The sequence below is a fragment of the Kiritimatiellales bacterium genome, assembly GCA_041656295.1.
Taxonomy (GTDB): Bacteria; Verrucomicrobiota; Kiritimatiellia; order Kiritimatiellales; family Tichowtungiaceae; genus Tichowtungia.
In genome coordinates, this window is sequence record JBBADV010000040.1 from 1 (window position 1) to 6,575 (window position 6,575).

The 6,575-nt window shown below is 51.2% G+C and carries 2 protein-coding genes; both read right to left on the reverse strand.

Annotated elements, in window-relative coordinates:
• Positions 1-245 (reverse strand): IS1595 family transposase (locus WC959_12790; protein MFA5689992.1); only part of this gene is annotated, 245 nt, incomplete at its 3' end.
• Positions 246-629: 384 nt separating this feature from the next.
• Positions 630-6,575, reverse strand: a 5,946-nt coding sequence (locus WC959_12795) for an InlB B-repeat-containing protein (GenBank protein MFA5689993.1), incomplete at its 5' end; no start/stop codon positions are given.

Below are 6,575 nucleotides of genomic sequence, written 5' to 3' on the forward strand. Positions count from 1 at the left end.
CGGACACGACGGGCGCCAAAATAGCTTTCATCCAGTTCAACTTCGCCGCATTTAAACGGACTGTCCAGTTCGCAACACTCCGCAATCCGCTGACGAACTGCATAAAAAATCCGGTTGATGGTGTTGCGGCTCAGCCCGGTAAGAACAGCAATCTTCGATGCTTCAATATCCACCGAGAAGCAGCGGATAATACGCCGGAAATCGTGTTCCGAAATCCTTGAATGAAAAATATATTTATTACTCATTTCAAGACAACATCTTAAGGGCTATGTCAACCCCATTAACTTGTCTTGAAGCAAAAATAAAAATTGGTCCGCAGATAACGTAGATGAACGCAGATGTTTAAACCACGGGATACACAACACACACGGAAGTTTTGCAGAAAGCATCAGGCATTCAGGGATTAGCAGAGAGGCAGAGTAGTAGACACGGCGCCCTCGCCACGTTCCGTGTTCAGGGTTTTCAGTTTACAGTTGAAAGTTGAAAAGTTCTCAGTGCGCTCTGCGGTTTATCAATCATTCTGCCCGTAATTATTTTGCGATTGTTGCGGCTATACATGAATTTAAAATGCTCTGGAGCCGCGGTCAACGCCCGCGGCTCCGGTGCGGCAAATGAAAAGGTATGCGTTTTTATTCCGGTAATTCCACATGTACACGGAAGAAACGATAGGGTGAATTCGTTGCCGATGTCGGATGCCATGCACCGGTTAATGTCTCACACCCTTCGATGATATATCTGCGGGCAGAGCCCAAATCCGGCTCCCAGTAAATTTCAATATCGTCTGCGTCAATGCGTTTAAAACAGACCGTGAACCGGGATGCGGCATTCGTTGGATTTGTGCCGGCAACATAATCGCGCCAGACCGCGCCCTTGCCGCAATAATCACTTCCGGCAGCCGCTTCATATTCATGCTCCGGACTGCCTGAAACAACAAGACCGTGTTCTTCCAGCCATGAGTAGGGCACAGCCGCCGGCGTCTGCAGTGTTGCCATCGGCTGAACCAGCAGGCCGTCGCGAATGAAAAAGATATTCGCACTCACCGGCGCAACCGGGTTAACCCCGTACCACTCAATAAAGACACCGCCGTCGGCAGCGGCCATCGAAAGCTCATAATCGTTCCGGTCTCCGGCAAGTGTAACAGATAAATCCGCAACATACATGATGGCCGCATTGCGGCTGTATTCATAGGTGCCGGTCACAATCACACCGTTCGTCTGTTTAACACGTACTGTTCCGTCACTGAGGAAGGACAGTTGTACGAATTCTTCACCGGCCAGCAGCTCAAGAGATTTACCCGCCAGCGATTCCGGCGCAACGGCCTCCATAGCGCTTAAAACAAAGGTGTTTGTCTCAATATAACCGTACATGTAGTCCGAAATGACCGTCCCGTTGGTTGCTGTTGCAAACCGGAAGGTATGGATTGAGGTATTGGTATAGAGATTCCCGTTATACACATCGACTTCCGTCAACGTCAGACGTGCTCTCTTTCTATCCACCGTAACCGCCGTATATTCACCGAAACTTTCCAGTTCCAGACCGTACAAGGGGTCATCATCTTCAACGCTGATGAATTTTCCATCCGGACGGAATATGTAGACGTCGGTGTCGTCATCATCTTCTTCATAAACAGCCAGCATTTTGTCTCCGAAAGATGCCGGAACCAATGACGGCTGTATTGCACCGACGGTAAACATATTGCATTCAATAACGGCGTCATTGAACTGCGGGTCTGTTTGAATCATGATACCGGCAGTCTCTGTAACCATGGTTAAATCAAGCCGTCTGGTACTGCTGAAACCGCTGCCTGCCGCCAGGAGGTTCGCATGAGCGCCTTTACCGGCGGTGTACTGATATGTACCGCCGCCCGACAGACCCCGGTCATTATAGAACAGATACTCTGTGTCATTAACAAAAGTCAGCTCAACGGCTTCGTCGAACGAATCGAAACACATTTCCTGCCCGGAAAGAGTCAGCGGCGCCGCAACAGCATCCGTCAGCACAAAGCGATTGGTTTCAATCTGATCCTCACCGCCACCCCAGCCGCTATTCATATCTTTAACACAGACCACTGTACCGCTGTCCGATGTCTCAAAGTTAAACTGATAGGTTATCCTGGCCAGCGGGAACCAGCCATTGTACCAATAATCCCCGCCAATATTCACATTGATTGACAGCACCGTCTGATCACCAATCCGCACATAGTCATAAGTTCCGGCAAAATTGAATTCATCGACATCGCCGTCAAGCTTTGCGGCCGCAGCGCGGCCATCACTGCGTAACACGACACATTCCGGCGGTCCCTCTTCTCTGATAATCGTCAGCATGTTGCCGCTGATCTGCTCCGGAGACAGATTGGGAACCGCAGCAATGTCACTGAGCACAAACAAACCCCGCCCGGCGTACGGGCTCAGAATATTAGCCTCTGCGAGCACGCCGATTTCATCGGTGAACATCGTCACTAAAAATTCATCCGGCGAAAACCTGCCATCATCCGTTTCAAGCGCTGCACAGGACGAAGTCAGGGAGTTCCAGATATATTCATACTCACCGATGCCGTATTCAAACTCTCCGTTATTTTCAACTTCAATGAATGAATATTTGCCGCCTGTGCTGAAAATCATCTCCAGCGTTTTATCTTCGCCCTGAAATACGATTTTCTTTCCGGTCAGCCGGTCGGGAGCCGTTGAGGTCATATCCGCTAATACAAAGGTGTTCGTTTCCCATCCATTGGCATTGATAACAACTCCATTGGTTCTCGTTTCAAACTGGAGGCTATAAACCTCTATTGTGGACGACAGTGCTCCGCCAGACACCCAAGAGCCTGTTTCCTCTGTTGTAATCAGAAGATTGGTGGTATCTACGGCAGTGCTGGAATAAACACCGACGCCACCAAGTGTTATAGCCTCAGCCGGATCTTTTTCAAGTCTGGCATATATGCCGTCCGGACGGAATAAATGATACTCAACATTCCCGTTTCCGGTATAAATCGTAAGCATTTTTTCCGCAAGCTGTTCCGGAATATAGCTTTCAAATTCATACGCCCCGATATCCACCGTGCCGCCCTGTATGCGCGGATTGCCGGCAAGGTCAACGTCACCCATAGCAAATTCATTATGCCCGGCATTAATACACGGTGAATCTGCTTGTAGATACAGATTGCCGCCCCCTGCATTCACAAACAATGGATCTGCATCAATATTACCAATTCCGGAAGGCAGCGGTGCGGTGCAGGAATATGCAAAGCTGCTGTCATTATAATTGCTGCCGATATTGGCGGAGTTACCCCACACGATACAATGATCCAGTGTGCTGTATATCGTGCCGCCGCCCCAGTCTGCTGTATTTCCAAACAGTGTGCAGCCGGTCAAATGACACTCATATACTCCGCCGCCATCATAGCCGGCGCTGTTTCCGCTCAACAGACAGTTATAGAGCCTGCTGTAATAAGCGCCGCCGCCGAATTCTATAGAACGGTTCCTCGACAGAATACAGTTGTGCAATGTGCCGTACATCGCGCCGGCGCCGTTGTCCGCACGTCCATTACGCAGCGTGAAACCGGACAGCACGGTATTGGTATGACCCTCTGTTGACCCCAGCGTTGCACAGCGGTTCGCGTTGCGTCCATCAATGATCGTATGCTGCGCACCGTTGACACTGCGGATGGTAATCGTTTGATTCGCTGTTGAAAACGGAGCATAGGTACCGTCTGCCACAACAATCTCACAGCCCTCCATAGCCATATCCACCGCCGCCTGAATCGTTTTCTTGGCCGTTGCCCGGCTTCTGCCGTCGCCGCTATCATCCGGGCGGGCTGCATCAACATACAGCTCAACCGTCCACTGCGCATAGAGCGTATGATCGGCGGCGCTATCCATCACGGTAGCATCAGTCACCCGCTCACCGTCTGCCGGAGCGGTAAACCAGCCTGTAAACGCATAGCCGTCACGCGACGGAACAGCAGGAAAAACATAGGTATTGTTATAGGTCTGCGCCTTAGTCTGGCTGGCCGGAATACCGCCATTCCCGTCAAACGTCACCGTATACGCACAGAGCGCCCAGTGCGCATATAATGTATGATCATCAAGCGCATCCATCTTCGTCGCTGCGGTCACTTTAGTGCCGCCGTTTATATCGGTAAACCAGCCCTTAAAGAGATATCCCGTGCGCGCAGGCTCAGCCGGGAAAACATAACGGCTGTCATAGGTTTGTGTGACGATCTGACTAACAGGCAGCCCGTCCCCGCCGGCAAATGTCACGGTGTATGTATTCGGCATCCATTGCGCATACAGCTCGTGATCAGCAGCCATATTCATCACTGTTGCCTCCGTCACCTGTGTCCCGTTAAACGGCGCGGTAAACCAGCCGGCAAACATGCAGCCTGTGCATTCCGGCGCAAACTCCGGAAGAACATAATTATTGTCGTAGGTTTGCCACACAAACTGACTCCAGGGATACCCGTTATTACCATAAAATGTTACCGTATACGTGTTCGCAGCCCATTGCGCATAAAGGGTATGATCAGCAGCCGTACTCATCACCGTTGACTCAGTCACCTGCATGCCGTTTGTTGCGGCAGTAAACCAGCCATTAAAGGTATACCCTTCGCGTAATGGTTCCTCCGGAAAAATATAGCTGTTGTGATAGGCTTGAGTTACAACCTGACTGACAGGCAATCCATCCCCGCCGGCAAACGTTACGGCATACATATTCGCCGACCACTGCGCAGTGATCGTCTTTTCGCCGGTGGTTCCAATCTCAATGCCCGCGGTATCCCAGCCGGCAAATGTATAGCCTGTCACATCAGGTAGTGCGGCAAACGTCACGCTGTTTTCAATGGTATATGTCGCCGGATTTGTATGCTCCGCACCCTTCGTATTGGCATAAATAATTGGGTAGGCAACCGTCGCCCACTGCGCATAAAGCTCATGATCTGCAGCGATACTTATCTTCGTAGCTGCGGTCACTTTGGTGCCGCCGGCTGCAGCGGTAAACCAGCCCTTAAAGAGATATCCCGTACGCGCGGGCTCAGCCGGAAGAACATACTTGCTGTCGTAGGTTTGTGTGACGACCTGACTGACAGGCAGCCCGTCTCCGCCGGCAAACGTTACGATATACGTCTTTGGCGTCCACTGTGCATAAAGCCCATGATCCGCAGCCATACTCATCTTCGTAGCTGCGGTCACTTTGGTGCCGCCGGCTGCAGCGGTAAACCAGCCTTTAAAGGTATAGCCTGTCCGGACCGGGTTAACATCCGGAAGAATGTAATGGTTGTCGTAGGTTTGGGTTACAGTCTGCTCCGCCGGATTTCCGCCATTCCCGTCAAACGTCACCGTGTATCTATTCGGCGTCCATTGCGCATAAAGGGTATGGTCGGCAGCTATACTCATTATCGCATCCGCGGTCACTTCGGTTCCGCCGGCTGCAGCGGTAAACCAGCCATTAAAGGTATAGCCTATCCGCGCCGGCTCGCCGGGGAAAATATAATTGCTGTCATAGGTTTGTATTACAGTCTGGTTTGCCGGATTTCCGCCAGCGGCATCAAAGACGACCGTATATCTGTTTGGCGTCCAATAAGCATACAAAGTATGCTCGACATCCAGCATTACAATGGTATCTGCCGTAATGATCATCCCTTTGCCGTCGCGCTCTGTATACCAGCAGTCAAATGTGTAGCCGGTGCGAACAGGCGCAGGCAGTTCTCCATATTCAAATCCTGGTGCCGCTCTTTTATTTGCAGGAGACGGCATAACGCCTTGGCCGTCGAATACAATTATATAAAAACAGAGCTCATACGCGCCCATATCTACTCTATCGTTATAAATACGCGGACTGCCGATTAGGTCAACGTCACCAATAACATAAGCATTTGCACCTGCATCAATACAGGGCGAATCCGGCCTTAAGCGGAAGTTCCCGTTTTCTGCGTCCGCAAACAGCGGATCCGCGGCAATATTCCCCTCTCCGGGTGGCAGCGGTGCAGTGCAGGAATAAGAAAACGCACTCCCAGTATAGTTGCTGCCATCAGGAGCCGAATTCCCCCAGACAATACAATTATTCAGCGTCCCACTAATCGCCCCGCCGCCAGACCAATGTGACGTATTCCCGCTCAATGTACAATTATTCAGCGTGCCCCCATCCGCCCCGCCGCCAGACCAATGTGACGTATTCCCGCTCAGTACGCAATTATTCAACGTCCCGCCCCACGCACCGCCGCCAAAAGAAGAAGCTGTGTTCCCGCTCAACATACAATTATTCAGTGTCCCGTAGGCCGACCCGCCGCCATGAGCAGAAGCTGTATTCCCGCTTAACGTACAATTATTCAGCGTCCCGTAATACGCCCCGCCGCCAGCATCGGAATACCCGTTCTGCAACGTGAACCCATCCAAAACGGTATCAAGATGATCACCCGCTGACCCTAGCGTTGCGCAGCGGTTTGAATTTCCGCCATCAATGATTGTATATTTTGTACCGTTCACGCTGCGGATGGTGATCGCTTTATTGTCGGTTGAAATCGGTGCATAGGTGCCGTTTGTAACAATAATTTCATCGCCGGCACCGGCGGCATTAATTGCCGC